The sequence below is a fragment of the Phenylobacterium sp. FG114 genome (genome assembly GCF_057809855.1).
Genome location: NZ_JBMDKU010000016.1, coordinates 98,748 through 124,735, shown reverse-complemented (window position 1 = coordinate 124,735; position 25,988 = coordinate 98,748). Strand labels below are relative to the sequence as shown.

Annotated in this window: 22 protein-coding genes and 1 other annotated feature; of the genes, 9 read left to right on the top strand and 13 right to left on the bottom strand. The window is 68.9% G+C overall.

The genetic code is table 11. The features are described from left to right. Window positions 1-143 precede the first annotated feature (143 nt). Together ACODSY_RS22820 and pyk are read right to left on the bottom strand one after the other, a co-directional pair. Entirely contained in the window at window positions 144-485 is a 342-nt protein-coding gene (locus ACODSY_RS22820) for a hypothetical protein (protein WP_488954193.1), read from the bottom strand. Window positions 486-550: 65 nt separating this feature from the next. Further along, entirely contained in the window at window positions 551-1,978 is a 1,428-nt protein-coding gene (pyk, locus tag ACODSY_RS22815) for a pyruvate kinase (RefSeq protein WP_488954192.1), read from the bottom strand. 165 nt (window positions 1,979-2,143) lie between these two features. Here pyk and ACODSY_RS22810 point away from each other — a divergent pair, with 165 nt between their 5' ends. The 3 genes from ACODSY_RS22810 to ACODSY_RS22800 all read left to right on the top strand — a co-directional run bounded on the left by ACODSY_RS22810 (window position 2,144) and on the right by ACODSY_RS22800 (window position 6,245). Then, the gene (locus ACODSY_RS22810) at window positions 2,144-2,491 is read left to right on the top strand and encodes a DUF1428 domain-containing protein (RefSeq protein WP_488954191.1); all 348 of its coding nucleotides are present in this window, start codon (window positions 2,144-2,146) and stop codon (window positions 2,489-2,491) included. A 260-nt stretch (window positions 2,492-2,751) separates the two neighbouring features. Beyond that, a complete protein-coding gene (locus tag ACODSY_RS22805; RefSeq protein ID WP_488954190.1) occupies window positions 2,752-4,584 on the top strand; it encodes a transglycosylase domain-containing protein in 1,833 nt (610 codons plus the stop codon). A 72-nt stretch (window positions 4,585-4,656) separates the two neighbouring features. Then, window positions 4,657-4,712 (top strand) — a sequence feature (sul1 is cis-regulatory element that is thought to sense ions involved in sulfur or methionine metabolism; They are found in Alphaproteobacteria). 48 nt (window positions 4,713-4,760) lie between these two features. Continuing rightward, window positions 4,761-6,245 carry a SulP family inorganic anion transporter gene (locus ACODSY_RS22800; RefSeq protein ID WP_488954189.1) on the top strand — a complete coding sequence of 495 codons (1,485 nt, stop codon included), beginning with the start codon at window positions 4,761-4,763 and terminating at the stop codon, window positions 6,243-6,245. A gap of 16 nt (window positions 6,246-6,261) precedes the next feature. Here the strand turns inward: ACODSY_RS22800 and ACODSY_RS22795 are convergent, their stop codons facing one another. The 6 genes from ACODSY_RS22795 to ACODSY_RS22770 form a co-directional block, all read right to left on the bottom strand. Continuing rightward, the gene (locus ACODSY_RS22795; RefSeq protein WP_488954188.1) at window positions 6,262-6,753 is read right to left on the bottom strand and encodes an SRPBCC family protein; all 492 of its coding nucleotides are present in this window, start codon (window positions 6,751-6,753) and stop codon (window positions 6,262-6,264) included. Next, window positions 6,746-7,096, bottom strand: coding sequence for an ArsR/SmtB family transcription factor (locus ACODSY_RS22790; protein ID WP_488954187.1), 351 nt, complete (start codon window positions 7,094-7,096; stop codon window positions 6,746-6,748). The genes ACODSY_RS22795 and ACODSY_RS22790 overlap by 8 nt, the downstream gene beginning before the upstream one ends. 72 nt (window positions 7,097-7,168) lie before the next feature. Further along, window positions 7,169-7,444 (bottom strand): hypothetical protein, encoded by a 276-nt coding sequence (locus ACODSY_RS22785; RefSeq protein ID WP_488954186.1) that lies wholly within the window; start codon window positions 7,442-7,444, stop codon window positions 7,169-7,171. A gap of 103 nt (window positions 7,445-7,547) precedes the next feature. Beyond that, a complete protein-coding gene (locus ACODSY_RS22780; protein ID WP_488954185.1) occupies window positions 7,548-8,468 on the bottom strand; it encodes a M14 family metallopeptidase in 921 nt (306 codons plus the stop codon). Window positions 8,469-8,566: 98 nt separating this feature from the next. After that, entirely contained in the window at window positions 8,567-11,398 is a 2,832-nt protein-coding gene (locus ACODSY_RS22775) for a TonB-dependent receptor (RefSeq protein WP_488954184.1), read from the bottom strand. 162 nt (window positions 11,399-11,560) lie between these two features. Then, window positions 11,561-13,132 (bottom strand): family 43 glycosylhydrolase, encoded by a 1,572-nt coding sequence (locus tag ACODSY_RS22770; RefSeq protein WP_488954198.1) that lies wholly within the window; start codon window positions 13,130-13,132, stop codon window positions 11,561-11,563. A 105-nt stretch (window positions 13,133-13,237) separates the two neighbouring features. Between ACODSY_RS22770 and ACODSY_RS22765 the strand changes: the two genes are divergently transcribed. Further along, complete coding sequence (locus ACODSY_RS22765) at window positions 13,238-13,558, top strand: helix-turn-helix domain-containing protein (RefSeq protein ID WP_488954183.1); 321 nt, start codon at window positions 13,238-13,240, stop codon at window positions 13,556-13,558. A 23-nt stretch (window positions 13,559-13,581) separates the two neighbouring features. Here ACODSY_RS22765 and ACODSY_RS22760 read toward each other — a convergent pair whose 3' ends face one another. Both ACODSY_RS22760 and ACODSY_RS22755 read right to left on the bottom strand, forming a co-directional pair. Next, on the bottom strand, window positions 13,582-15,018 hold the full coding sequence (locus ACODSY_RS22760; protein ID WP_488954182.1) for a mannitol dehydrogenase family protein: 1,437 nt from the start codon (window positions 15,016-15,018) through the stop codon (window positions 13,582-13,584). Then, complete coding sequence (locus tag ACODSY_RS22755) at window positions 15,018-16,502, bottom strand: UxaA family hydrolase (protein ID WP_488954181.1); 1,485 nt, start codon at window positions 16,500-16,502, stop codon at window positions 15,018-15,020. The genes ACODSY_RS22760 and ACODSY_RS22755 overlap by 1 nt, the downstream gene beginning before the upstream one ends. A gap of 133 nt (window positions 16,503-16,635) precedes the next feature. On the opposite strand from ACODSY_RS22755, the gene ACODSY_RS22750 reads away from it, so the two are divergent. After that, window positions 16,636-17,688, top strand: a complete 1,053-nt coding sequence (locus ACODSY_RS22750; RefSeq protein ID WP_488954180.1) for a LacI family DNA-binding transcriptional regulator — start codon at window positions 16,636-16,638, stop codon at window positions 17,686-17,688. Here the strand turns inward: ACODSY_RS22750 and ACODSY_RS22745 are convergent. Continuing rightward, entirely contained in the window at window positions 17,685-18,263 is a 579-nt protein-coding gene (locus ACODSY_RS22745) for a TetR/AcrR family transcriptional regulator (RefSeq protein WP_488954179.1), read from the bottom strand. The genes ACODSY_RS22750 and ACODSY_RS22745 overlap by 4 nt on opposite strands. A gap of 103 nt (window positions 18,264-18,366) precedes the next feature. Here ACODSY_RS22745 and ACODSY_RS22740 point away from each other — a divergent pair, with 103 nt between their 5' ends. Further along, on the top strand, window positions 18,367-20,367 hold the full coding sequence (locus tag ACODSY_RS22740; RefSeq protein ID WP_488954178.1) for a redoxin domain-containing protein: 2,001 nt from the start codon (window positions 18,367-18,369) through the stop codon (window positions 20,365-20,367). A 177-nt stretch (window positions 20,368-20,544) separates the two neighbouring features. Here the strand turns inward: ACODSY_RS22740 and ACODSY_RS22735 are convergent, their stop codons facing one another. Beyond that, window positions 20,545-21,828 (bottom strand): MFS transporter, encoded by a 1,284-nt coding sequence (locus tag ACODSY_RS22735; RefSeq protein ID WP_488954177.1) that lies wholly within the window; start codon window positions 21,826-21,828, stop codon window positions 20,545-20,547. Between the two features lie 6 nt (window positions 21,829-21,834). Continuing rightward, window positions 21,835-22,677 carry a 2-keto-4-pentenoate hydratase gene (locus ACODSY_RS22730; protein WP_488954176.1) on the bottom strand — a complete coding sequence of 281 codons (843 nt, stop codon included), beginning with the start codon at window positions 22,675-22,677 and terminating at the stop codon, window positions 21,835-21,837. 230 nt (window positions 22,678-22,907) lie between these two features. Between ACODSY_RS22730 and uxaC the strand changes: the two genes are divergently transcribed. From uxaC to kduD, 3 genes are read left to right on the top strand one after another with little or no spacing between them, the layout of a single operon-like run. Further along, window positions 22,908-24,356 carry a glucuronate isomerase gene (gene uxaC / locus ACODSY_RS22725; RefSeq protein ID WP_488954175.1) on the top strand — a complete coding sequence of 483 codons (1,449 nt, stop codon included), beginning with the start codon at window positions 22,908-22,910 and terminating at the stop codon, window positions 24,354-24,356. 14 nt (window positions 24,357-24,370) lie between these two features. Next, a complete protein-coding gene (gene kduI / locus ACODSY_RS22720) occupies window positions 24,371-25,207 on the top strand; it encodes a 5-dehydro-4-deoxy-D-glucuronate isomerase (RefSeq protein WP_488954174.1) in 837 nt (278 codons plus the stop codon). Next, entirely contained in the window at window positions 25,204-25,965 is a 762-nt protein-coding gene (gene kduD / locus ACODSY_RS22715) for a 2-dehydro-3-deoxy-D-gluconate 5-dehydrogenase KduD (protein ID WP_488954173.1), read from the top strand. Before kduI ends, kduD begins: the two co-directional genes overlap by 4 nt. Window positions 25,966-25,988: the final 23 nt, after the last annotated feature.

The following is a 25,988-nucleotide window of genomic DNA, read 5'->3' as shown; positions in this document are numbered from 1 at the left end:
GTCACAGGTTCAAATCCTGTCCCCGCACCCAAAGCTTCCAAAACAACCACTCCCAAAGCCTCCCTCGGGAGGCTTTTTCGATTCCAACAATGCTTTGGAGGAGATCGGCGGACGCACGCGTTCGGGCGATCCGCCGTCGCGGCTCAGCGGCGGGGAACGAGGCCCAGCGGAGCCGAGGTCTCACGGCGCTCGTTGGGCCAGAGCGAATTCTGGTCCCCGGAGCGGATCGTGGTCTGCACGTTGCCGAAGCCGTAGCTGGTGGTCGTCCCGCCGTAGACGGTCATGCCATTGCTGAAGCTGGAGCTGGAGGCCGATGCCGGACGGCCGCCGCCGGCCCAGCCGTCCTGCAGTCGCGGGCCCGCGCTCTCGCTGGGCTTGAGGTGGGGGGCGGCGTCGCGGCTGGGCGGCGCGGAGGAGATGGTCAGCGCCAGGCAGGGCGTGGCGGCAAGCGCCGCGAGGCCGGAGACGAGGGCGAACAGCCGCATGGGGCGCTCCTTCGAAACTGTGCCGCCGAGCCTGTGGCCCGAAGACGCGTCCGTCAAGCCGCCGCTCAGGTGACTTGGGCCACCCGCAGCGAATTGGTGCCGCCGGAGCGGCCGAACGGGACGCCTGCGATGACGACGATCTCCTCACGCCGGCGCGCGAAGCCGCTCTTGAGCGCCAGGGCCGCGGCCTGGGCGACCGTCTCGGTCATGGTGTGGGTGGTCTCCGAGGCCAGGGCATGCACCCCCCAGACCAGGGCCAGCCGCCGGGCCGTCTCCAGGCTGGGCGTCAGGCCAAGGATGGGCACGTCCGGCCGCTCGCGCGCGATGCGGACCGCGGTCCGCCCCGAGAGCGAGAAGGCGGCGATCGCCTTGGCCTCGATCGTCTCGGCCACCTGGCGCGCGGCCGCGCAGATGGCGTCGCCGGCGGAGTGCTCCGGCGTCGGCCGGGCGGCGGCGCGGGCGGCCTTCAGATCTTCATCCTCCTCGGTCCGGGCGATGATCCGGTCCATCATCCGGACGGTCTCCACCGGGAACTTGCCGGTGGCGCTCTCGGCGGACAGCATGACGGCGTCGGCGCCGTCGAACACGGCAGTGGCGACGTCCGAGGCCTCGGCCCGAGTCGGCGCCGGGTTCTCGATCATGCTCTCCATCATCTGGGTCGCCACGACCACGGGCCGGCCGTGCCGGTGCGCGGTGCGGATGAGGCGCTTCTGGATCAGCGGCACGTCTTCGGCTGGCAGCTCGACGCCCAGGTCGCCGCGAGCGACCATGATGGCGTCGGAGAGCTTCATAACCTCTTCGATCGACTGCAGCGCGCCGGGCTTCTCAATCTTCGACAGGATGGACGCGCGGTCGCCGACAAGCTCGCGCGCCTCGGCCACGTCCTCGGGCCGCTGGACAAACGACAGGCCGATCCAGTCGCAGCCGTGCTCCAGGGCGAACGTGAGATCCGAGCGGTCCTTCTTGGTCAACGCCGGGATCGGCAGGGTTAGGCCGGGAAGATTGACGCCCTTGTGGTCGGAGAGGCGGCCGCCGACGATCACTCTGGTGTCGAGGAACTCGGGCGTCTGGCGGGTGACCTCGAGGCGCACCTTGCCGTCATCAAGAAGCAGGACCGAGCCTGGCGTGGCGGCGGCCATGATCTCGGGGTGAGGAAGCTGAACGCGCTGGCCGTCGCCCGGGCGCTCCTGCAGGTCGAGGCGCAGGGTGCGGCCCCACTGCAGGACCACGGCGCCGCCGGCAAAGCGGCCGACGCGCAGCTTCGGGCCCTGGAGATCCGCAAGAATTCCAATGGGTCGGCCGGTTTTTTTCTCGACCTTGCGGATGCGCTCGATGACCTCGGCATGGCCCTCTTGGGCGCCGTGGCTGAAGTTGAGGCGAAAGACGTCCGCGCCGGTGCGGAACAGTTCCTCGAGGCGCTCGGCGCTAGAGGACGCCGGCCCGATGGTGGCCACGATCTTCACCCGCCGGCGGCGCCGGATCGCTTCAGCCACTCGGGCGGTCTCCCATCTGGACGGTCGGGGATTCAGGCGCGAATCCGAAGGCTGAATTTGCCCCTCCAGCGACCAACCGGCGAGCGGAGATTTCTGTTTCCCGCATGTCGGAGAACCGCCGCTCTAACCGTCCTAGGATCCGAGCAGAGCAGAGGAGGATGACCCATGCCCTATGTCGACGGATTCGTGCTGGCGGTGCCGAAGGTCAATGTCGAGGCCTACAAGGCCATGGCGACCTTGGGCGGCAAAGTCTGGATGGAGCACGGCGCGCTCAGCTACGTCGAGACGTTCGCCGACGACGTGCCCTATGGCGAACTGACCTCGTTCCCCCGCGCGGTCCAGGCCAAGGATGACGAGGTCGTCGTGTTTTCGTGGGCGACCTACAAGTCCCGCGAACACCGCGATGAAGTCATGGCCAAGGTCATGGCCGACGAGCGGTTGCGCGGCAGCGACATGCCCTTCGACGGCAAGCGGATGATCTTCGGCGGCTTCCAGAGCTTCATCGCGCTCTAGCGGCCGCCCCGCCGCGTGCAGTTCGCGCCGAGATTCCGTGGACGCACGGTCCGGATGCGGCGCCTCAGCGTCGCATTACCGGGAATTATCTTGGCCGGCGAAGCGCGCCGGGACACACAAGGGCCGCATCGGACCCGCTTGAGGGAGCGGTCGTCCGAGAGCGCGCTGGGCGAAAGTGGACTCCGGTTTCGCCCGCCAAGCGCGCTCCCAGTTAAGATGTCGAGCCTGTCGCCTGACAGGCTCTAGGGAGCCGCGCCGCCTTGCTGTCCCTTCTCGCCGCCTCGTCCCTGCAGTTCGCGCAGGCGCCCGAACTGCCGCGCATGCCCGCGATCGAGCGGGCGCCGCAGATCACCTACCTCGACCGCAACGGGGCGGTCATCGGCGTGCGCGGGGGGCGGTACGCGCCGCCGGTCGACATCGCCAAGCTGCCGCCGCACGTGCCCGCGGCGTTCGTCGCCATCGAGGACCGCCGGTTCTACGAGCACAACGGCTTCGACCCGCGCGGCATCGCCCGCGCCGTCGTGGCGGGCCTGAGCGAGGGCCGCGCCACCCAGGGCGCCTCGACCATCACGCAGCAGCTGGCTCGAAACCTGTTCCTCAGTCAGGAGCGGACGCTGGAGCGCAAGGCCACCGAGCTGGTCTATGCGGTCGAGCTGGAGCGGACCTACTCGAAAAAGCAGATCCTGGGACTGTACCTGAGCCGGGTCTATTTCGGCTCCGGAGCCTACGGCCTGGAGGCGGCGTCGCGGCGCTACTTCAACAAGCCGGCCGCCAAGCTCTCGATCAAGGAGGCCGCCATGCTGGCGGGCGTCCTGAAGTCGCCCAGCGGCTACAGCCCCGTCGACCAGCCGGAACGCTGCCTGGAGCGCGCGAACTTGGTGCTGGTGGCCATGGTCGAGACCGGTGCGATCACGCCGGCCCAGCGGGACAAGGCGGCGGGCCAGAAGCCCAAGGTCTGGAAGAACGCGCCCAGCGGCGCGGCGCAGTACTTCGTCGACTGGGTGGACGCCGAGGTTCGCCGGATGGTCCCCAAGCCCGGGCGCGACCTGGTGGTCGAGACGACCCTGGACCAGACCATGGAGATCGCCGCCGGCGATGCGGCCCGCAACGTCACCGCGCGCTACAAGGCTCAGGGCGCGGACCAGGCGGCGATCGTCGCGATTGACGGCGCCGGACGGGTGAGGGCGCTGGTCGGTGGGACCGACTACGCGACCGCGCCCTACAACCGCGCGGTCAGTGCCCGGCGGCAGGCGGGATCGGCCTGGAAGCCGTTCGTCTACCTCACCGCGCTGGAGCAGGGCCGGACCCCTGACACGCCGGTGATCGACGAGCCGGTGACCATCAACGGCTGGACGCCCAGCAACTACGAGGTGGGAACCTACCTGGGCCCGATCACCCTGCAGACGGCGCTGGCCAAGTCGGTGAACACGGTCGCCGCCCGCCTGGCCGACGAGGTGGGCCGGCCGCAGGTGGCGCTGACGGCGCGGCGCATCGGGATCAGCTCGACGGTCAACACCGACCCGGCCATGGCGCTGGGGACCACCCTGGTCTCTCCACTGGAGATGACCCAGGCCTACGCCGCCTTCGGCAACGGCGGCAACCGGGTCCAGCCCTACGGGGTCGAACGCATCCGGCAGGGTGGAACGGTGATCTACCAGAAGCGCCCGCCGGCGCCCGTCCCGGCCATCGCCAATCCAGCGCTGAGCGAGCTGAACCAGATGATGCGGGCGGTGATGAGTTCGGGCACCGGCGGCCGGGCGGCCGTGCCGGGCTACGACCTGGCCGGCAAGACCGGCACGACATCGGATTACAAGGACGCCTGGTTCTGCGGCTACACCGGCGGCTTCGCGGCCTGCACCTGGATGGGGCGCGACGATGCGAAGCCCATGACGCGGATCAGCGGCGCAACGGCGCCCGCGGAGATGTGGCGTAGCTTCATGGGCGTGGCCTTGAAGCGCACGCCCACCCAGGCGATCCTGGCCGGCCCGCCCGCGCCCGTGCCGACGCCGCCGGTCGAGGTCGCGGCGCAGGATCCCGCCGCGCCAGCCGCGACGCCGCCGGCCCCCGCGCCGACCGAGCCGCCGACGCCCTAACACTCTTTACGGGTCATCAGCACTGGGCGGCCCCTTGCGCGTGGCGGATCGGTAAGATAGGTCGCACGCCACATTGGACCCGCCTTTGTCGCGGGTGGCTATCCCGGCCGCCGATCCGCCGGGGAACCTTGCCGACGAGGCGCCAGGAGCGCCCGGCGAACCGAATTGGGATCCGTTTGTCCATACTTGCATCCGCGCGCCAGCAATGGCTCGCAAACCCGCGCCGCGACCTCCTGGCCGGCACGGTCGTGGCGCTCGCCCTCATTCCAGAGGCCATCGCGTTCTCGATCATCGCCGGGGTCGACCCGGCGGTCGGGCTCTACGCATCCTTCGTCATCGCTGTGACGATCGCCTTCGTCGGCGGTCGGCCGGCGATGATCTCCGCTGCCACGGGCGCCATGGCGCTGCTGATGGTGACCCTCGTGAAGGACCACGGGATTGAGTACCTCTTCGCGGCCTCCATCCTCTGCGGCGTCTTTCAGATCGCCATCGGCCTCCTGAGGCTCGGCCGCTACATCAAGTTCGTGTCCCGCAGCGTGATGACCGGCTTCGTCAACTCGCTGGCGATCCTGATCTTCCTGGCCCAGATGCCCGAACTGATCGGCGCGAACTGGCAGACCTTCGCGCTGGTGGCGGGAGCCCTGGCGATCATCTACGGCTTCCGCCGGATCACCACGGCGGTCCCATCGCCACTGGTCGCGATCGTGCTGATCAGCGCCTTGGTGATCTTCACCGGCCTCGACGTGCGCACGGTCGGCGATATGGGCCAGATGCCGTCCGCCCTGCCAATGTTCCATCTGCCCGCCGTGCCGTTGACCTGGGACACGCTGACGATCATCGCGCCGATCTCGGCCACCCTGGCCTTCGTGGGACTGCTGGAATCACTGCTGACCGCGAACCTGCTCGACGACATCACCGACACCCCGTCCGACAAGGACCGCGAGACCCGCGGTCAGGGCCTGGCCAACATCGCCTCCGCGCTTTTCGGGGGCATGGCGGGCTGCGCGATGATCGGCCAGTCGATCATCAACGTCACCTCCGGCGCACGGGGCCGCCTATCCACGCTCTGGGCTGGGCTGTTCCTGCTGTTTCTGATCCTCGTGCTGCAGGACTGGGTCGCCCGGATCCCGATGGCGGCGCTGGTGGCGGTGATGATCATGGTCTCGATCGGGACCTTCGACTGGGGCTCGGTTCTTCGCCTGCGCTCGACGCCCCTGCAGTCCTCTATCGTGATGGTCGCCACGACGGTGACGGTCGTCGCCACGCACGACCTGTCGAAGGGCGTGGTGCTCGGCGTACTGCTTTCGGCCGTCTTCTTCATGCGCAAAGTCGGCAAGACCATTGCCGTCGAAGAGGTCGAAGCGTCAGAGGACGGCATCTTGCGCTACCGCGTGAGCGGTCAATTGTTCTTCGCGTCCGCCGACCTCTTCGCGGCCAGTTTCGAGCACCACGGCCATCCGAGCCGCGTTGAGATCGACATGACAGATGCTCACCTGTGGGACCTGACCGGGGTCGCGGCCGTCGACAAGGTGGTGTTCCGCTATCGCCGCCAAGGCGCCGAGGTGGAGCTGATCGGCATGAACCAGGCGGGGCAGACCCTCGTGGGCCAGGTCGGCAAGTACGACAAGAGCCACCTGCCGGCCGAAGCCGCAAGCCACTAACCGCCACGCCAGATCGTCAGGCGTTTGCGCTCAGGGTCGCGAGCAGGTCGTCGAGTTGCGCGAACTGTTCGGGCAGGGCGTCTTCCATGCCCACGAAGGCCTCGTCGAGCGCTTCCTGAGTGGCATAGAGCTCGCGCAGCACCAGCAGCGTGCCGCCGTCCTTCTCCTCGAAGGTCACCGTGGTCACTGCGCCTTCCCCGCCCTCGTCGTTCGTCCAGACGATCCGCGAGAGGGGCACGACCTCAAGATATTTGCCGAAGAACGCCATGGCGTTCGCGGCGTCGTGTCCGAAGGCGATGCGATAGCCGCCGCCGGTGCGGACATCCATTTCGCAGGAGAGCAGGGGCGTACCCATCGACTTCGGCGCCCACCAGAGCTTGAACAGCTCGGGCTTCGTCCAGGCGTCGAACACCAGACGGACCGGGCCGTCAAACCTGCGCGTCACCACGAACTCCCGCTCGGACAAGCGTTCGACCTTGGTGCGGCCGTCACCCACGCGATCACCCATCGATCTTCTCCTTCCGTTTCAAAGCTTCGACGACATCGTCCAACGCGTCGAAGCGCGCGTTCCAGACCTGGCGGCGCGCCTCGATCCAGGCCGCGGCTTCGTCGAGCCCCAGCCGGCCGAGACGGCAGGTGCGCACGCGCCCGACCTTCTCGGTCGTGACCAGCCCCGCCTGCTCCAGCACGCCGACATGCTTCTTCATGCCCGTGAGCGTCATGTGGAAACGATCGGCAAGCTCGGTGATCGATGCGTCGGAGCGTCCAAGCTGCTCCAGCACGCCCCGCCGGGTGACGTCCGACAGCGCGGCGAAGGAGGCGTCGAGGCGGGGTGCGCTATACTGAACCATTGAGTTCAGTGTTAGCGCGTGGGTCGGCGGCTGGCAAGAGGCGGGGGAGCCGACAGTCTCCCTAGCTACGGCTCAGCGGATGGTTTCTTTTTCCCGGGGCGCGGACACGCGCCGCGTCTTGGCCTGGGCCTTGGGCTTCGGCAGCAGGCGGAAGCGGGTCTGGCACCAGCCGAAGTCGATGCCGATGTCGATCAGGGCGTCGGACCGCCCGCACGGACAGCCGAATTCCATCACCCCGAGCACACGGTAGGTCTCGCCGGCCTGGAGGGGCACCGGCCTTCCCGTGACGTGGTTCGGGGCCGCATTGACGCACAGAACCAGGTCGCCAGGGCCAACAGCGTCGCTCATCGCTCTCATCCACTCGTCCGCGCCAGAGAATAAACCCAGGCTGCTGAGGGGCAAAGCCGGCCTTGCATCACTGCGGCGAGCCGGAAAGGCGACGGCTGAAGCGTCAGTTTCGCGTGAGCACGAAGTCCAGAGCCGCGCGCACGGCCGCGACCTGGGCGTCGTTGCACTGCTGCGGCGTCGCGCGAGGGCTGTCCGGATAGACCTCGGTCGTCGTCGTGTAGCGGGCCCCTGTCATCGAAGAGCACATGCCATAGTCGCGCTGCGGATAGGTGATGATCCCGGGGGCGACGACTGGACAGCCGATGATCTGACCGGCGGCGTCGGGCGGCGCGATGTGGGTCACGGGCTCGACGGCGGCGATGATCGCCTGCTGAAAATCGAGCTGCGGATCCTCGGCGTCGGCGACGAGGTAGAACCCGTCCGGCACGAGCCCCGGCTCGAACGCCTTGCCGTCGCGCGCCGCCAGGGCGGGCCGGAACTCGCTCTCGTCGCTGTCCGTGGTCTCGTGCAGGTCGATGTGCAGCAGGAACTGCCCGAGGCGGTTCTCCGCCAGCTTCATGAGGTGGGTCGCTTCGCGTGAGGGGCCGTCCGCGCGGAAATTGCGATTGGGGTCGACGGCGTCGTAGTTCCACCGGTTGATCCGCTCGTACCCCCAAGGGCTCACGCAGGGCGCGACCAGCAGATTGACCCGGCCGGCGTAGGCGGCGGCATCGGTCTCGAGGAACTGGAGGGCGCCCATCACACCGCTGGTCTCGTAGCCGTGGACCCCGCCCGTGATGAGGGCGCTGGGCAACGAGGCGTCCCACGACCGGCTGCCCAGGGCGTACAACTCGTAGGTCTCTCCCGCGTAATCGAGCCGGCCGTAGGCAGTGCGCTCGAAACGGTCCCCGAGGCGTTCGATGCGGGGCAGCACGTCTTGGTCATAGCGGCGGTGGCGCGCCTGCCGCGCGCGCCACCGGTCTCGCTCCGCCTCGCCCCAAACGCGGCCTGGGGTTCCTACGGGATAAGCAAAGGCGTCGGTCATGCCGCCTCATAGGACAAACCGCCGACGGCGTCAGCGCGGCACGAAAAAGGCCGGGCGAGGGCCCGGCCTGATCCGTGTCTCCGTCTCGGTAGGTCGGGCTACATCCGGTAGCGGACGCCGACGACGATGGTGCGGCCGAAGTGGTTGTACTCGTAGTTGCGGTCGGCTTCCTTGTCGACGTAGCGGTCGCGGTAGTCGTCGGTCAGGTTCACGCCTTCCAGCGAGAACTCGAGGTTCTCGTTGAACTTGTACTTCACCGAGGCGTCGACATTGATCGTCGAGTTGTAGCCCTCGAAGATGTTGCCGGTGGCCGAGGCGTTGTCGACGAAGCCCGAGCGGTAGGCCACCGAGGCCCGGGCGCTGAACTTGCCCTGCTCGTAGTAGATCGTGGCGTTGTAGGAACGCTTGGCCAGGCCGTAGAGCGTGGAGTCCATGTTCGAGCCGGGGTTGCCGCCGCCGGGCGTCGTGGCCGGGCCGGTGATCCGGTACGTCACGTTGGAGTCGACGAAGGTGGCGTTGGCGATACCGCCGAAGTTCGACCAGAAGCCAGGCAGGAAGCTGAAGGGGCTCTGGATCGAGAGCTCCACGCCCTTCAGGCTGCCGCCGCTGCCGTTGAGGATGGTCGAGATCGTCCAGGGCTGGCCTTCGAGGTTGGACGCCGCCGGCGAGCTGGGATTGATGATCGAGGTCGGCAGGCCGGTGGAGGCATAGGTGCCCGTGGTCGTCGCCGACAGCGGGAAGGACGAGATGTCCTTCTTGAAGACGGCGATCGAGGCGACGGCCTGCGGGGCGAAGTACCACTCGATGCCCGCGTCATAGGCCTTGGCCCGGAACGGGTCGAGCTGGGGGTTGCCGAAGCTGATGCGGTAGTTGAAGCCGTCGACCGAACCGCCTGGAGTGAGGTTGCCGAGGTTCGGGCGGGTCATCACCTTGGACGCCGCGGCGCGGATGATGATGTCGTCGGTGGGGAAGATCGCCAGGTTCACGGCCGGGAGCCAGTCGTGATACTTGCGCTTGACCGTCACCTCGACGTTGCTGTTCAGGCCGGTCGAGGACTGGTCGGTCTCCACATAGCGGAGGCCGGCGTTGGCGGCGAAGCGGATGCCGCCCAGCTCACCCTTGAAGTTGCCCTGCACATAGGCGCCCGTGTCTTCCTCGCGGACCGAGCGGATGTTGCTGGCCTGCGGGACGGCGGTGCGGCCATAGAGGCCGGTGAACGCCGCCGCGGCGTCGATGTCGGGGATCAGCCAGGTGGAGGTCGTGCCCGAGGGCTGGCCGGCCTTGCCCAGGTTGACCAGCTGGGAGAGGGCGGAGGTCGCCTGGTAGCCGTAAACCGCGTTGGGGCCGAACACGCTGGACGGCGTGCAGGTGATCGTGCCCAGCACCGCATCGGGGCCCGCCGTGGTGCGGGTCGGGCACACGACGACGTCGCGAGCGGCCTCGAACACCTCGAAATCGAAGCGGCGGTAGACCGCCCCGGCCTGCAGCTGGATGCCGTCGGTGACATCCCACTCGAGGCGAGGCGACACCGTCCTGAACTTGTTGGTGGTGTTCGACGGGCGGTCACGCAGCTCGGCGAGCTGGAAGTTCGCCGGGTCGGTCACGCTGGTGCCGAAGGTGAGCGTGGGGTGGCGCGAGTCCGTATAGTCGTAGCTGTAGCCGTTGGCGTCGCGGTCGTCGAAGATGAAGGTGGTCTCGACCGGGATATCGGCGTCCGACTTGGAGAAGCCGGCCACCACGCTGCCGCGCAGGTTGTCGGTGAACTCGTGGGTCGCGTTCACGCTGAACTGATAGAAGGTGGTGTCCGACTTGCGCAGGTAGTGCTCGGTGCGCACCCAGGCGTTGTTGAACGTGCCTTTCACCAGGTTGTTGGTGGCGGGATCGACCGTGTAGTTCACGACGTTGATCGAGCGCTCGTTCGAGCGGAACAGCACCTCGGCCCACTTCTCTTCGCGATCCTCGCGGAAGCGCGAGAACAGACCGTCGAACGACACCTTGGTGCGCTCGGTCGGAGCCCATTGCACGCTGCCGGTCACGCCCAGGCGTTCGCGGTCATGGCCCACGCGGCCGTAGCGCGGGATGCGCGGGTGGAAGGCGAGGGCGGCTTCGTTGCAGCCGGCGCTGGGCACATAGGTCCCGCCGGTGTTCTGGGTCGTGAAGCAGTTGACGCCGTTGACCGAGTTGAACCGCGCCTGCTGCCAGCGGACGGTGTTGTTGCCGGACTCCAGCGTGTCGGTCTTGGTGTAGGCGGCCGAGAGCGAGACGCCGAAGACGCCGTCTTCCGAGCGCCACGCGGCGAGGCCGGCGAGGCGGGGCCCGATGTTCTTGCTCAGGTCGTTGTACGAGCCCTGGGCCGAAGCCACGAAGGTGAAGCCGTCCTTGCCCGCCAGCGGGTTGCCGGTGTTGAGGTCGACGACGGCGCCCAGCGAGCCTTCGTCGAGCGAGGCTTCGGCCGTCTTGTGGACCACCAGCGAGCTGAACAGCTCGGAGGCGAAGACGTTGAAGTCGAAGGCGCGCTCGCGGTTGGCGCTGGCGCCGTCGGCCGAGGTGGCGATCGCCTCCAGGCCATTGACGCGGACGCGGGTGAACTGGCCGGAGAGGCCGCGCACGGTGATCGCCCGGCCTTCGCCGCCGTCACGCTGGATCGAGATGCCCGGAATCCGTTGCAGCGACTCGGCGAGGTTCTGGTCGGGGAACTTGGCGATGTCTTCCGCGACGATCGCATCGACCGACGACACCGATTCGCGCTTCACGGTGATCGCCGCATCCAGCGATTGGCGGAAGCCGGTCACGACGATCTCGTCGACCTCGGCCGGCTCGCTCGCGGCGGCCGTCTGCGCGGCGGCTTGCCCCGCGACGCACATGCCAAGAGCCAGAATGGACGCGCCGCACACCAGCTGGCGCAGGCGGAAATCGCCCCGTCGCAACATGAAATTCTCCTCCCCAATCGCCGGTGGAATCCCGGCGTCGCCGCAGAGCGGTCTTGGTTGCCACCGGTGGCAATCCTGATGACACCGGTGTCATCTAGGGTAGCCAAACCGGCCAGAAAAGCAATGGCCTTGGCGCCACAGTGGAGCCGAGGTCGTGCGCCCTTAAACGAGAGCGCGGTAGATCAAGCCTCGGAATCGGGCCTCGCCCCGGCCCGCCGCGAACAGCCCGGGCCGCAGCGCCATGAAGCCGCCGCGGACGTTGTGGTGGTAGCCGGACACCTCCATCTGGCGGTCGAACTTCGTCCAGTTCCGACCGTCGCCGCTGGTGTGGAAGGTGACGATGTGGCGGTCGTTGCGCATGCGCAGCCGCATGCGGCGGCCGTAGGGATTGGCCGGCCGACCTCGCTCGAGGCCGTACTGGTGGGTCACGAACGCGCGCGAGTCGAACGAGAGGCCGCAGTAGAGCTGCTTGTCGTAGAAGAGCAGGATCCCCGCCGAGCCTTCGGCCGGAATCTCGACGTCGACCTCGATCTCGTAGGCCTGATCCGGCGCAACGAAAGTGAGGGGCGGGGAGTCTTTCGGGGCGGTCCCCCGGGCCGTCATCGCCAGACCGTCGCCAAACCGCAGCCGCGACAGCTCGCCCGGCGCGGGATCGGCGAACCCCCACTGCACGCCCAGCTTCGAGCGCGAGAAGTCATCGGACAGCGCCAGGCCGTTCGGTCCCGCCTGGCCGCCACGCGGCTTGCGCAGCGGTTTCGAGAGGTCGCCGCCGCGGGCGCGGAACCATCCGTCGGCGGTCCACTCGATAGGGTCCAGCAGACACTGGCGGCCCAGGGTCCAGAAGCCGTTCTCGTAGCCGTGGTAGACCATCCACCAGTCACCTGCCGGGCCTTCGACCAGGGTGGCGTGGCCCCGCGACCACCACCTCTCGGCGGCGCTGACCGTGCGGACGATGGGGTTGTGCGGGCAGTTTTCCCAGGGCCCGTGGATCGAGCGCGAACGGGCGGCGATCACCATGTGGCCGGTGGGCGGGCCCGCGGTGCCGCCGACGGCGGTGACCTGGTAGAACCAGTCGCCGCGGCGGGTGATCTTCGGTCCCTCGGGCGAGAAACCCTCGACGTCCCATTCCACGGGGTAACGCCAGGGATCGTAGACGTGCTCGACGTCGCCCATCGTCTTCAGGCCGTCGTCGCTCAGCCGGACGCGATCGCCGCCGGAGAGGAACAGGTAGCGCTTGCCGTCCTCGCCCACCGCGTGGCCGGGATCGATGTGGTCGGGTAGGTCGAGATCGACCGGCTCGCTCCAGGGGCCCCGGATGTCGTCGGCCCAGATCACGTAGATCGAGCGGCGGTCTGGATAGCGGGCCGGGATGTAGATGTAGTACCGGCCCTCGTGGCGGATCAGCTCGCAGGCCCAGACCGAGCCGACGGGCGTCGTCAGCGCCGCGGCGATCGGCGTCCAGCTCACCAGGTCCCGCGAGTGCCAGATCACCACGCCGGGATAGGCCTCGAAGGACGAGAAGGTCATGTAGTAGTCCGCGCCATCCTTGAGGATGGTGGGGTCGGGATGGTCGCCCGCGACGATGGGGTTCAGGAAAGTCCCGTCGCCCAGGTCGGCCGCGCGCTGCCCCTCGACGCCCCGCCGCCAGCCCGGCTGCGCGGCGACCGCCAGGGCGGGCGTCGCGGCGGTTCCGGCCAAGCCGGCGAACGTCGCCCGGCGGGTCAGCGGCGTCATCATCCCCCCATACTTTCGTTCACCCGGCGCTTGCGATGACACCGGTGTCAAAGTAATCTGGAACCGTTCTGCAGAAACAGAGACGCGCGCCAGGCGGGAGGAAACATGTCTGTCCCTGACACCGGTGTCAACAACGTGGCGTCCCCGTTCGCACGCGCGCCGCGCCGGCCGAATCCGGTCTTCTCCGACGAGTACGAAGTGGTGCGCGCCGTGTTGATCGGCGCGCGGCGCGAAGCGGGGCTGAGCCAGCGGGCGCTGGCGGCGCGGCTGGGCAAGACGGGCTCGCACGTGGCCATGATCGAGCGCGGCCAACGCCGCGTCGACCTGCTGGAATTCTGCCGTATCGCCGAGAGCCTCGGCCTGTCGCCCGACGCGCTGGTCGGGCGGATCAGCTTGCGGCTGGGGGCGCTGAAGGCGGCGGCCTAGGAGGCCAGGGAGGCCGCCGCAGGCTATCCAGCCAGGACTGCGTCAGGCCGGGCCGCCAGATCGCAGTAAGCCCGGACCGCGGCCTCACGGAAGCGCGCGTCGGCGGCGAGGGCCGGGGGGAAGGCGCCCGCCAGCGCGAGGAAGCGCTCCACATCCGCCGAGGAACCGTCGCTGTCCTGCGCGAGCGCCGTCAGCGTCTCGGCCATGGGATCGACGATCGGCAGGCCGGCGCGGCTCTGGCGAACGACGAAGGCGATCCAGGCGGCGACGCCGACGGCGAGGCGGTCGACCGGGCGGCCTGCGGCCAGGGCCTCGGCGGCGGTCTCCAGCAGGCGGAACCTGAGTTTCTGCGAGCCGTCCCAGGCGATCTGCGCGAGCTTGTGCACGATGGCCGGATTGCGGAACCGGGTCAGCACGGCGTCGATGTAGTCCGGGATGTCGAGTTCGGGGGCGTTCAGGGTGGGCGTCACATCCTGGCGCATCATCCGCTCGACGAAGCCGGCCAGCCGCGGATCGGCCATGGCGGCCGAGACGGTCTCGTGGCCCAACGCCAGGCCCACATAGGCGAGGGTGGAATGGGCGCCGTTGAGGAGGCGCAGCTTGGCGCGCTCGAAGGGAGCCACCGCGCTGGCCCGGGTGACGCCGGCGCGGGCGAACAGGGCCGCATCGGGGCCGAGCCGATCCTCGATCACCCACTGGACAAACCGCTCGCGTTGCACCGGCCAGGCGTCGGTAAGCCCGAGGGCCGTCGCGACCTGGGCGCGCAGGGCGGCGTCGGTGGCCGGCGTGATCGAGTCGACCATGCTGGACGGGAAGGCGGCCTGCGCCTCGATCCAGGCGGCCAGTTCGGGCTCGCCGCGGGCCTCGGCGAAGCTGACGACGGCGCGGTGGAGCTTCAGGCCATTGTCCGAGAGGTTGTCGCAGCTGATCGTCGTGAAGGGGTTGCGTCCTGTGGCCTTTCGGCGACGCAGGGCCTCGCAGAGCCAGCCGATGAGGCTGACGGGCCGCCTGGGCGTCGTGAGGTCGCGGCGAATGTCGGGATGGTCCCTGTCCAGTACGCCGCCGGTGGTCAGGCAGTAGCCCTTCTCGGTGACGGTGGCGGTGACGTAGCGGGCGACGTCGAGGCGGGCGAAGACGGCTTCCGGGGCCTCCGGGGCGACGAGCACCTCCTTGATCGCACCGACCACCTGGACGACCGGATCGGCCTCCTTCTCGGCGATGGCATAGAGCCCGTCCTGGGGCTGCAGCGCATCGCGGACGTCGGGGGAGCGCAGCGAGACGGCGCAGATCGCCAGCCCCGGGTCGTCCTGCAGCATACGGTCGAAGTACCAGGCCTGGTGGGCGCGGTGGAACGCGCCCGGACCGAAGTGGACGACACCGATGCTCGTGGCGGCGCGGTCGTAGGCTGGCGTGCGGACCGAGCCCGGAACCTGGGCGAGCGTGCTGTTCGAGAGGCGCATCAGAGGGTCACGCCGCGCTTCCACAGGGCGATCTCGCGCTCGCCGTTCTCTTCGGCCCGGGTGGCGTGACCGGAGGCGGTGGCGAGGACGAGGTCCATCAGCCGGTCGGCTGCGGCGTCGACACTCTCGCCGGTGGCGATGCGCCCGGCGTCGAAGTCGATCCAGCGCGGCTTGCGCTGGGCGAGGCTAGAATTGGTGGCGATCTTCAGCGTGGGGGCTGGGAAGCCCAGCGGCGTGCCGCGGCCGGTGGTGAACAGGATCACGGTGGCGCCGGCGGCCGTGAGGGCGGTCGACGACACCGCATCGTTCCCGGGGGCTTCCAGCAGGACGACGCCACGCGACCGCGCCTGGCCACCATAGCGGACCACCTGGGTCACCGGCCCGCGGCCGGCCTTCTGCACGGCGCCCAGCGACTTCTCCTCGAGGGTGGTGATGCCACCCTCGATATTGCCGGGGGAGGGGTTTTCGCTGACCGGCTCACCGTGGCTCAGGAAGTAGGTCTTGAAGTCGTTCACGACCGCGGCGACCTGTTCGAATACCTGCTGGTCCGTGGCTCGCGCCATCAGCAGGCGCTCTGCGCCGAAGATCTCTGGGATCTCGGTGAGGATCGCCGTGCCGTCGGCGGCGCAGACCTTGTCGGCTATGCGGCCGACGACGGGGTTGGCGGTGAGGCCAGAGAAGCCATCCGAGCCGCCGCACTTCACGCCGACCACGAGGTCGGAGAGGAGGCAGGGTTCGCGGCGGTCGTGTTCGGCGATGGCGACCAGTTCCTCGACGGCGGCCAGGCCTTCCTCGATCTCGTCGCCGGCGGACTGGGCGGTGAAGGCGCGCAGGCGCGTGCGGTCCAGGTGCGGCGCGGCGTCGAGCAGCGCCTGGAGCTGGTTGCTTTCGCAGCCCAGGCCCAGAATCAGGACGCCGCCGGCGTTAGGGTGGCCCGCCAGCGCCACGATCATGCTGCGCGTGGCGTCGAGATCGCCGCCCAGCTGCGAGCAGCCGAACGGGTGGGTGAGGGCGACCACGCCATCGACCCGGCCGCGGAACCGGCGGTTGGCGGCCTCGGCGATCTTCTGCGCGGTGCGGGCCACGCAGCCGACCGTGCAGAGCACCCAGATCTCGTTGCGCGTGCCGACCCGGCCGTCGGCCCGGCGGTAGCCCTGGAAGGTCTTGTCCGGCGCCACGGGCAAGGCCTCCGCCGGGGCGGGCTCGTAGGCGTAGGTCTCGACCCCGGAGAGCGAGGTGGTCAGGTTGTGGGTGTGGACGTGGGCGCCCGGCGCGATGGCCTGGGTGGCGTGGCCGATGGGCCAGCCGTACTTGCGCACGTCCTCGCCCGCCGCGATCGGTCGAAGCGCCACCTTGTGCCCGGCGGGGATGTCGGCGACCGCCACGACGCCCGGCGCCACCCCGTCGCCGGCCGCCACCGCGCGTAGCGCCACGGCCACGTCGTCGCGCGGATCGATGACGAGGATTGCCGCCGGGTCGCTCATCAGGGAATGGTAACCGGTGTCATTCAAATCTCAAGCGGCGCCGGCTTGCGGTTGCGGTCCGGCGCAGGTCAGGGGATATGAATAGCGCTGCTGCGCCCTCGAAGGATCGGTCCGACTTTCCGTGAAGCCTCCCATGAGCAAGCCGCGCACGCCTGAAGACGGGGGCGTCGATCCGCGTCGCCGGGCGACGATCAACGACATCGCGCGCCTGGCCGGCGTCTCGAAGAAGACCGTCTCGCGCGTCATCAACGCCTCGCCCTTCGTGCGCTCGGACACCCGCGAGAAGATCGAGGCCGTGATCGCCGAGCTAGGCTACGTGCCCGACCCCCAGGCGCGAGGCCTCGCCTACGGCCGCGCCTTCCTGATCGGCCTCGTCTACGACAATCCCAATCCGCAGTACGTCGTGAACATGCAGTTGGGCCTGCTGGACGGTATGAAGGGTTCTGGCTTCGAGTTGGTGGTTCACCCGTGCGACCGCGCCAGTCCCACCTTCCTCGAGGACCTGCGCGGCTTCGTCGAGCGCCAGCGACTGTTCGGCGTGGTGCTGACGCCGTCGGTGTCGGAGGACGAGCGCGCGGCCCAGCTGATGGCTGAAATCGGCTGTTCCTATGTCCGGGTCGCCTCGGTCAGCCTCGACCGGCCCGAGCACATGATCGAGACCCGCGACCGCCTGGGCGGGCGCGAGGCCGCCGCCCACCTGGCCGACCTGGGCCACACCCGCATCGCGTTCGTCTCGGGGCCGCCCACATTCCGCTCGTCGCACGAGCGCCGTTCGGGTTTCGAGGAGGCGCTGGAGGAGCGGGGGCTGCATCTGGCCAAGGCGTATGCCGTCGAGGGCGCCTACACCTATGAGTCCGGCATCGAGCGTGGGCGCGAGCTACTGGAGATGGCCGAGCCGCCCACCGCGATCTTCGCCGGCAACGACGAGATGGCGGCTGGCGTGCTGCAGGCCGCCCGCCAGCTCGGCCGCCGCGTGCCCGAGGACGTCTCGGTCGTGGGCTTCGACGATTTCCAGATCGCCTCTCGCCTGTGGCCCACCCTGACCACGGTGCGCACGCCGACCCGCGAGATCGGCCGCCTGGCGGTGGAACGCCTGATGGGCCGGGACGACAGCAGCCGCGATCCCAAGAGCCGGTTGCCGTCGCTGGTGGTTCGCGACTCCACCGCGCCGCCGGCGAAGGGCTAGGCCAGGCCCTCGGGCGGCTGGCGCCTCAACGCGCCGACCGGGGTGAGGACCGTGCGGTCGATGATCTCGGCCATGGTCTCAGCGTCGACGCGGTCGAGGTTGCGCAGCCACCAGGCGAGCAGGTTCAGGATGCCCGAGGCGAGCTGGAACAGCAGGAGTTCGTCGAGGGCGCCCCGCGCCTTGTCGGGCCGGGCGCGGACCATGGTCTCAAGCGTTTGGCGCAGCATGTCGGCGCGCACCGTCTCGCCCGCGCCGCCGGCGATCAGCGCCTTGTGGATGGGCAGGTTGGCTTCGACGAAGGCGCACAGCGAGCGCGCGGCGCCCCGGCGGTCCGCCGCCAGCAGCAGGGGGCGCACCTGGTCCAGGAACGAGCGGGTCAGCATGTCGGCGACGTCGGCGAGCAGCGCTTCCTTGTCGACGTAGTGGCGGAAGAAGGTGGCGTAGCCGACGCCGGCCCGGGCGGCGATGGCGCGGACGGTGATCGTGTCGAGCGGCCGTTCGGAGGCAAGGTCGATCATCGCGCCGCGGAGCGCTTCACGGGTGCGGACGATGCGGGCGTCCAAGGCGGTTGACATCGGGCGGGCGTCGTCCGTTATGATCCACTGTATATCGTAACTTCCCCGTCGCGGCGTCAAGACCGAGCGACTCGGGAGGTGGGGCGCCTGGGGAGGATAGCCGATGACCATGATGAAGACCGCGCGCCGCGTGGGCCTGGCGGCCCTGCTGGCGGCTACCGCGCTGGCCGCCGGCAGCCTCACCACCGTGGCAGGCGCCCAGGCGCCGTCGGCGCTGCAAGTCGACGACTTCCGGCTGTCGGACCAGAACTATCTGTCGCGGCAGCTGTACCGGATGGGCGACGCCAAGGCGGTCGTGCTGATCGCCTACGCCAGCGGCGACGCGACGGTGAAGTCGCAGGCCCCGGCCTACGCGGCGCTCCGCGACGCCTACCGGGCGAAGGGCGTCGAGGTGATGCTCGTCGCCTCGAAGCTGGGCGAGAAGCGCGAGACGGTGAACCCCGAAGCCAAGGCCTTGGGTCTGACCATGCCGATCCTGTTCGACTACGAGCAACTGGTCGGCGAGCAACTGGGCGTGACCCGGACCGGCGAGACGATCGTCATCGATCCGCGGACCTGGACTGTCGCCTACCGAGGGCCGATCGACGGCGCCGCCGAAGCGGTGGACGGGCTGGTCGCGGGCCGCAAGGCGGCGCCGGTGATCCGCGTCGCGACGGGCGGGACCATCGCCTTCCCCGAGCGGGGCAAGGCGCACGACAGGATCAGCTACGTCTCGGACATCGCACCGATCATCAAGGAGAAGTGCACCGGCTGCCACCAGCCGGGCGGGGTCGGGCCGATGGCGCTCAACACCTATGAGCAGGTGAAGGGCTTCTCGCCGATGATCCGCGAGGTGCTGCGCACGAAGCGCATGCCGCCCTTCCTGGCGGACGAGACCGTGGGGGCGTTCCAGCACGACGAGCGTCTGAGCGCAGCCCAGATCAAGACCCTGGTCCACTGGGTCGAGGCCGGCGCGCCGCGCGGCAAGGGGGAGGACCCGCTCGCCAAGATCAAGTTCCAGGCGCCCGAATGGCCCCTGGGCAAGCCGGACACCATCGTCACCATCCCGGCGGTCAAGATCCCCGCGCAGGGCGTGCTGGACTATTCGCGGCCGGTGGTGCCGAACCCGATGGTCGAAGGCCGCTGGATGAAGGCCACGACCTTCCGCGTGACGGACCGCCAGGTCGTGCACCACATCCTGACCGGCGTCGTCGGGGGCGACGTGAAGCCCGGCGCGACGGCGTCCGAGGCCGAGTGGGGCGCGTCGCTGGGCGGCTACGGGCCGGGCCGCGGCTCCAACCTCCAGCCCAAGGACACCGGCGTCTGGGTGCCGCCTTCGGGGGGCGTGGCGTTCCAGAACCACTACACGCCGTACGGGCGCGAGACGACCGAAGAGACCCAGATGGGGATCTACTTCTACCCTAAGGGCCAGGAGCCGAAGTACGTGCTGCGCACGTTCGGCATCTTCGACTTCTCGATCGTGATCCCGCCCGGCGAGGAATACCACCACGAGCAGGCCTACATCGGCGTGCCGAAGGAGATGATCCTCTACGGCCTGACCCCGCACGCCCACCACCGCGGCGGATCGGTGAACGTTGCGGTGAAATACCCGAACGGCAAGGAGGAGATGCTGCTTGCCATGCCACGGTACGACTTCAACTGGCAGTACGAGTACTTCCTGGAGAAGCCGCTGAAGGTGCCGGCCGGCTCGAAGATCATCACCCGCTGGACCTTCGACAACTCCACCCGCAATCCGGCCAATCCGGATGCGAAGCGCGAGATCCGCTGGGGCGAGCAGTCGTCCGAGGAAATGCTGGCGCTGTACCTGCACTACCGTTGGACGGACGAGACGGTGGCCAAGCAGAAGCCCGAGAACGACAAGGCGATGCAGGCCGGCCTGATGATGGGCGTCATGGACGATGACATGGACGCCAAGCTCACCAAGGCGGAGCTCAAGGGGAACATGGGCGAGAACCTGCAGAAGTACTTCGCCATGATCGACGCCAACAAGGACGGCGGGGTCGATCAGAAGGAGTTGGACGCGGCGATGAAGCTGATGCCGCGGCGCAGGCCCAGCCAGGCCGCCGAAGTCACCCCCGCGGGCGGCGTGCCGGGCGGGCGGTAGAAGCCTGACGGCGCCCTTCTCCCCTTGCGGGAGAAGGTGTCGCCCGCAGGGCGACGGATGAGGGGGCGTACGGCGCACGCCGGCGACCCCTTCTTCGTGTCATGAGGAGGGGCCGACGTGACCCCTCATCCGACCGGCTTGGCCGGCCGCCTTCTCCCGCAAGGAAGAAGGCACGCCTCAGAGCTTCACCGGCTCCATCTTCGGCGTCAGCACGTGCACCACCAGCAGGGCAAGGAGGTAGGCCGAGGCGGCCAGGATGAAGATCGGCGTGTAGCTGCCGATCTGCTCCAGGACGTAGCCGGCGTACTTCGACATCGCCATGCCGCCGACCGCGCCGACCATGCCACCGATGCCGATGACCGACCCGACCGCCGAGCGAGGGAAGACGTCGCTGGGCAGGGTGTAGAGGTTCGCCGAGAAGCCCTGGTGCGCGGCGGTGGCCACACCGATGATCAGGACCGCGACCCAGAGGTTCGACGCCAACGCGGCCCCCGCGACCGGCACGGCGAGCAGGGCGCAGATCAGCATGGTGGTCTTGCGGGCGCGGTTGATCGACCAGCCCATCCGCATGAACCGTGACGACAGCCAGCCGCCGCCGACGCTGCCCACGTCGGAGAGCAGATAGATGACCACCAGCGGCGGCCCGAAGGTCTTCAGGTCGAGGCCGTGGCGCTTGCCCAGGAAGTCGGGCAGCCAGAAGAGGAACATCCACCAGATGGGGTCGATCAGGAACTTGCCGATCGCGTAGGCCCAGGTCTCGCGATAGGTCAGCAGCTTGGTCCAGGGGACCTTCTCCACCGGGTCGGCGGGATCGCTCTCGATGTGCGCCAGCTCGGCGGCCGTCACCTTCTTGTGCTCGCGCGGGCGGCGATAGACGAGCAGCCAGATCGGCAGCCAGATCAGCCCGAGCAGACCGGTGATGATGAACGTCATCTGCCAGCCGAAGGCCAGGGTGATGGCCGGGATCAGCAAGGGGGTGACGATGGCGCCGATGTTGGTTCCGGCGTTGAACAGGCCTGTGGCCAGGGCCCGCTCCTTCTTGGGGAACCACTCGGCCACGGCCTTGATGCCCGCGGGGAAGCCGCCGGCCTCGCCAAGCCCCAGGATCACGCGGCTGGCGACGAAGCCGCCGAAGCCGCGGGCGCCGGCGGTGGCGATGTGGCCGAGCTGCCAGATCAGGAAGGCGATGCCGAAGCCCCAGCGGGCGCCGATGCGGTCCATGATCCCACCCCAGGCGAGATAGGCGACGGCATAGGCGGCCTGGAAATAGAGGACGAGGTCGGCATAGTCGGTCTCGCTCCAGCCGAACTCGGTGGTCAGATCGGCCTTCAGGAGGCCGATGGTCTGTCGATCGACGTAGTTGATGACCATCGCCGTGAAGAGCAGGGCGACGACGACCCAGCGATAGCGTCCAACGGCGGCGGCCGGGGCGGCGGCGCGCTCGGCTTCGGCGGCGGTCATGGCGGTCTACTCCTCCCGGGCCCCGGACGGCTGGGCGGGGACCGCGACGCAGCGGATCTCCTCCAGGTCGCCGAAGGTGATGCGGGCCGTTTGTCCGGCCTCGATGTCATGAATGCCGCTGGCCGCGCCGGTCGTCACCAGGTGGCCGGCCTTCAGCGGGCGGCCGCGAGCGGCGCAGGCGGCGAGCAGGAAGGCCAGCGAGGCCGGCGGGCCCCCGGGGATCGAGGCCGGCGAGCCTTCGCCCACCAGCTTGCCCTCGACCCAGGCGTGGCAGGGCGGGATTTCGTCGGGCCGCTCACGCCAGTTCGGGACCGCGCGGCCCAGGATCAGGCCGGCGTTGTTGCCGAAGTCGGACGCGACGACGCGCGGGCCCAGCACATTGATCATGGCGAGCGGGCTGCCGGCGAACTCGACGCCCACAAGCAGGTCGCCGACGTAGTCCAGCGCCTCCTCGGGCGTCCATTGCAGCTTGTCGGCCGGCGTGTCGCGGCCGATGCGGTAGATGTATTCCGCCTCCACCGCGGCGAAGCCTCCCGCGATGACGGGGAGGGGCGTGGGCGTTGCAGGATCGGCGGTCCAGACGTGGCTGGCGAACACCGGACCCATGACGCGCTCGGCCTTGAGGTCCGCCTGCAGCTCGAGGGGGATGCGGCCAACCTTCCAGCCTACGACCTCATCGGGCCACAGGCCGATGGCCTGTTCCTGGGCGCGGTAGCCGCCGGCCATGTCGTCAGGCAGGGGGCCCGGAAAGCCGGGCAAGGCGCGCGCGGCGAGTCGGGCCTCGACGAGCCGGCGCGCGACAGCCTGGGGATCAAACGCGGTCGCGGGCTCCGCCGCCGGAACGGTCACTTGCTTCTTGTCCTCCGGCCGGTCCGTCCTGGGTCGCGGCGCATGTTCTGGTCGTTGGGCCAGGGACTCCCGGCCAGGTCGGCTGCACATTGTGCGAAGAGGTAACCGGTGTCAATTTCGTCGGCAGAAGACAATCGGAACGGGACGCGGTAGTCAAAAGTGGCCGGCGCAATTGGCTTGCGCCACGGAATGACACCGGTTACCTACCGCGCCAAGAGGGAGGAACGGCCGTGACAAGGCCCCTGAAGCTGCACCCGGACCGGCTGTTCCCCGCCGAGCCTGCCACGCGCGCGGTGGCGAGGCGGCTCTATGCGCAGGTCAAGGGCCTGCCGATCATCAGCCCGCACGGTCACACCGACCCCGAGTGGTTCGCCGGCGACGCGCCGTTCCCGAACGCCACCGAGCTGCTGCTGGCCCCCGACCACTATCTGTACCGGATGCTCTACTCGCAGGGTGTTGCGCTGGCGGACCTGGGGGTCCCGTCGCGCGAGGGGCCGAGCAGCGCCGACCCCCGCGCGGCTTGGCGCATCCTGGCGTCGAACATGCGCCTGTTCCGCGGGACCCCTTCATCCATGTGGCTGGACCATGTGTTCGCAGAGGTCTTCGGCTTCGAAGTGGCCCTGAGCGAACAGACGGCCGACGTCTATTTCGACGCGATCGGCGAGAAGCTGGCGACGCCGGCGTTCCGACCGCGGGCCTTGTTCGAGCGGTTCAACATCGAGCTGCTCGCCACCACCGAGGCGCCGACCGATCCGCTGAAGCACCACAAGGCCATGCGCGCCTCAGGCTGGAAGGGCCGGGTGGTCACCGCCTATCGCCCCGATCCGGTGGTGGATCCGGAGCACGAGGACTTCTCGATCGAAATCGAACGCTTCGGCGAGATCAGCGGCCAGGATGTCCGCTCCTGGCAGGGCTACCTTGAGGCGCACCGCATCCGTCGCCGGGCCTTCATGGAGGTGGGCGCGACGTCCACCGACCATGGCCACCCCACGGCGCAGACGGCCGACCTCAGCGAGGCGCAGGCCGAGGCTTTGTTCCGCAAGGTGCTGGGCGGCGTGTTCACTTCGGCCGACGCCGAGCTGTTCCGGGCGCAGATGCTTACCGAGATGGCCAAGATGAGCCTGGACGACGGGCTGGTCATGCAGATCCACCCCGGCAGCTTCCGCAACCACAACCGTGGTGTCCACGGGGCCTTCGGCCGCGACAAGGGCGCCGACATCCCGATGCGCACCGATTACGTCCGGGCGCTGAAGCCGCTGCTTGACCGGTTCGGCAACGACCCGCGCCTGTCGATCATCGTCTTCACGCTGGACGAGAGCGTCTATGCGCGCGAGCTGGCCCCGCTGGCCGGCCACTACCCGGTGCTGAAGCTAGGCCCCGCCTGGTGGTTCCACGACAGCCCCGAGGGCATGCGCCGGTTCCGCGAGCAGACCACCGAGACGGCGGGGTTCTACAACACCGTCGGCTTCAACGATGACACCCGCGCCTTCCTGTCGATCCCAGCGCGCCACGACGTGGCCCGGCGGGTTGATGCGAGCTTCCTGGCGCGGCTGGTGACGGAGCATCGCCTCGATGAGGACGACGCGGCCGAGACCATCGTCGACCTGGCCTACAACCTGCCCAAGCGGGCCTACAAACTGGACGAGCCGGCGGCCCAGCGCACGCCCGAGCCGGCCTGACGGGAGGACCTTTCGTGTTCAAACGCACCTACCACGCCACGCACCCCGACATGATGGAGGGGGTCGACAATGAGACCCTACGCCAGCGCTACCTGGTGGACGGCCTGTTCGCGGCCGGCGAGGTGGTGCTGAACTACACCCACTACGAACGCTTCGTGATCGGCGGCGCCGCGCCGGCGAAGGGCGCGATCAAGCTGCCTGACCAGACCGAGCCGGAGAGCGCCAAGGGCCATCCGTTCCTTGAACGGCGCGAGATGGGCATCATCAACGTCTCGGACGTGGCCGGCACGGTCACCGTCGACGGAACGGCCTACGCGCTGGCCCCGAAGGACTGCCTGTACGTGACCATGGGCGCGAAGGACGTGACGTTCGAGGGCGAGGGCGCGCGCTTCTACCTGGTGTCGACGCCGGCCCATGCGGCGTTCGAGACCAAGAAGCTGGCGCTGGCCGACGCGGTGCCGCTGGAGCGCGGCGCGCTGGAGACCTCGAACGAGCGGACGATCTACCAGCTGGTGGTGCCGCAGACCTGCAAGTCGGCGCAACTGCTGCTGGGCCTGACGATCCTGAACACCGGCAGCGTATGGAACACGATGCCCCCGCACCTGCACGACCGGCGCAGCGAGATCTATTTCTACTTCGGCCTGGGTGAGAACGACCGGGTCTTCCACTTCATGGGCGAGCCCGACAAGCAGCGGCACATCATCATGGCCAACGAGGAGGCCGTGATGTCGCCGCCGTGGTCGATCCACATGGGTTCGGGCACGTCGAACTACGCCTTCATCTGGGCGATGGGCGGCGAGAACCTGGACTACACCGACATGAACGTCCTCGACATCTGCCAGCTGAAATGAGCCCGAGCCCCTTCGACCTCACCGGACAGGTGGCCCTGGTCACCGGCGCGAACACCGGCCTCGGCCAGGCGATCGCCGTCGGCCTCGCGGAAGCCGGCGCGGACATCGTCGCCGTGGGCCGCACGTTGCCCGACGAGACGGCGGCGCTGGTGGCTAAGGCCGGTCGCAAGCTGCACGCGGTCAGCGCCGACCTGGGCACGACCGAGCCGATCCAGCGCGTCCTGTTCGAGGCCTATGCCGCCGCCGGGCGCCTGGACATCCTGGTGAACAACGCCGGCATCATCCGTCGCAACGACAGCCTCGACTTCACGGAAGAGGACTGGGACGCGGTGATGGACACCAACCTAAAGACCGTCTTCTTCCTCAGCCAGGCAGTGGCCAAGCGATGGGTGGCGGATGGCCGCGGTGGCAAGATCATCAACGTGGTTTCGCTGCTGAGCTTCCAGGGCGGCATTCGCGTGCCATCCTATACCGCCTCGAAGAGCGGGCTGGCCGGGATCACCAAGCTGCTGTGCAACGAGTGGGCGGCGAGAGGGATCAACGTCAACGGCCTCGCGCCCGGCTACTTCGCCACCAACAACACGACGGCGCTGCGGGCCGACGAGACCCGCAACCAGCAGATCCTGGACCGGATCCCCGCCGGCCGCTGGGGTCAGCCCAGCGATCTGGCGGGTGCTGCGGTCTTCCTCGCGAGCCGCGCAGCAGATTACATGCACGGCGCCATCGTCCCCGTGGACGGCGGCTGGCTGGCGCGCTGAGCCGGCTCACCAGCGTAGGAAGG

Excerpts from the sequence above, each read along its gene's own strand:
- ACODSY_RS22740 (WP_488954178.1), top strand. The coding sequence starts at position 18,367 with ATGACCATGATGAAGACCGCGCGCCGCGTGGGCCTGGCGGCCCTGCTG.
- ACODSY_RS22735 (WP_488954177.1), bottom strand. The coding sequence starts at position 21,828 with ATGACCGCCGCCGAAGCCGAGCGCGCCGCCGCCCCGGCCGCCGCCGTT.
- kduD (WP_488954173.1), top strand. The coding sequence starts at position 25,204 with ATGAGCCCGAGCCCCTTCGACCTCACCGGACAGGTGGCCCTGGTCACC.
- ACODSY_RS22760 (WP_488954182.1), bottom strand. The coding sequence starts at position 15,018 with ATGCGCCTCTCGAACAGCACGCTCGCCCAGGTTCCGGGCTCGGTCCGC.
- ACODSY_RS22745 (WP_488954179.1), bottom strand. The coding sequence starts at position 18,263 with ATGTCAACCGCCTTGGACGCCCGCATCGTCCGCACCCGTGAAGCGCTC.
- ACODSY_RS22810 (WP_488954191.1), top strand. The coding sequence starts at position 2,144 with ATGCCCTATGTCGACGGATTCGTGCTGGCGGTGCCGAAGGTCAATGTC.
- ACODSY_RS22790 (WP_488954187.1), bottom strand. The coding sequence starts at position 7,096 with ATGGTTCAGTATAGCGCACCCCGCCTCGACGCCTCCTTCGCCGCGCTG.
- ACODSY_RS22820 (WP_488954193.1), bottom strand. The coding sequence starts at position 485 with ATGCGGCTGTTCGCCCTCGTCTCCGGCCTCGCGGCGCTTGCCGCCACG.
- ACODSY_RS22780 (WP_488954185.1), bottom strand. The coding sequence starts at position 8,468 with ATGACCGACGCCTTTGCTTATCCCGTAGGAACCCCAGGCCGCGTTTGG.
- ACODSY_RS22755 (WP_488954181.1), bottom strand. The coding sequence starts at position 16,502 with ATGAGCGACCCGGCGGCAATCCTCGTCATCGATCCGCGCGACGACGTG.
- ACODSY_RS22750 (WP_488954180.1), top strand. The coding sequence starts at position 16,636 with ATGAGCAAGCCGCGCACGCCTGAAGACGGGGGCGTCGATCCGCGTCGC.
- ACODSY_RS22795 (WP_488954188.1), bottom strand. The coding sequence starts at position 6,753 with ATGGGTGATCGCGTGGGTGACGGCCGCACCAAGGTCGAACGCTTGTCC.
- ACODSY_RS22765 (WP_488954183.1), top strand. The coding sequence starts at position 13,238 with ATGTCTGTCCCTGACACCGGTGTCAACAACGTGGCGTCCCCGTTCGCA.
- ACODSY_RS22785 (WP_488954186.1), bottom strand. The coding sequence starts at position 7,444 with ATGAGCGACGCTGTTGGCCCTGGCGACCTGGTTCTGTGCGTCAATGCG.
- ACODSY_RS22775 (WP_488954184.1), bottom strand. The coding sequence starts at position 11,398 with ATGTTGCGACGGGGCGATTTCCGCCTGCGCCAGCTGGTGTGCGGCGCG.
- ACODSY_RS22770 (WP_488954198.1), bottom strand. The coding sequence starts at position 13,132 with ATGACGCCGCTGACCCGCCGGGCGACGTTCGCCGGCTTGGCCGGAACC.